This is a genomic window from Bradyrhizobium sp. 139, assembly GCF_023074175.1.
In the GTDB taxonomy this organism is placed as follows: domain Bacteria; phylum Pseudomonadota; class Alphaproteobacteria; order Rhizobiales; family Xanthobacteraceae; genus Bradyrhizobium.
On sequence record NZ_JADPKS010000115.1, the window covers coordinates 1 to 532 of the forward strand.

Here is a 532-nt window from a genome sequence, read left to right on the forward strand (position 1 = left end):
GACCGCCAGCGCCAAGTCCATCCTCGCAAAGCACCGCCGAGCCAAAAAAGCGCTCGCAATCACAAAAGCGGGATGCGAATGAATGAGTCAGAACACTAGAGAAGCCGGTCGCCTCGGAGAGTTGCCCAATTGCAACTCCCTCCAGCGCGCGGTGAAATTCCAGGGATGCTAAGTATGTTCCTTTATCAGCAGCCCACTCGCTGACCGACACTGCTGTAATCCCCGCGTCACTGAAGAGACCATCCGCGATCCGGCAGCCATATTGAACCGTGAGAATGACCCGCTCGTTCCGAACTCCGACCGGCTCTCTATCGGCGGCAGTGATCGTGCACGCGTACCGCCTTGTGTCCGCAACCGCGCTCGCGCTTAGCCCGAGCAACTCGAGAGCGGAACATAATACAAAAGCGATAACGGGTCTTCTCATTCGGCTACACCTAGGGCCTGTCCTCAATTGAGCCAGATGATAGCAGCCGCGAGGTGGATTGCGGCGAGGAAATTTCTGGCGGTTTTGTCGTAGCGGGTGGCGATGGCG

At 57.7% G+C, this 532-nt stretch carries 2 pseudogenes; both read right to left on the bottom strand.

Features of this window, described 5'->3' with window-relative positions:
- Positions 1 to 211: pseudogene (locus IVA80_RS26895) on the bottom strand (hypothetical protein); the annotation flags it as partial.
- 236 nt (positions 212 to 447) lie between these two features.
- Positions 448 to 532, bottom strand: a pseudogene (locus IVA80_RS26900) (IS5/IS1182 family transposase); the annotation flags it as partial.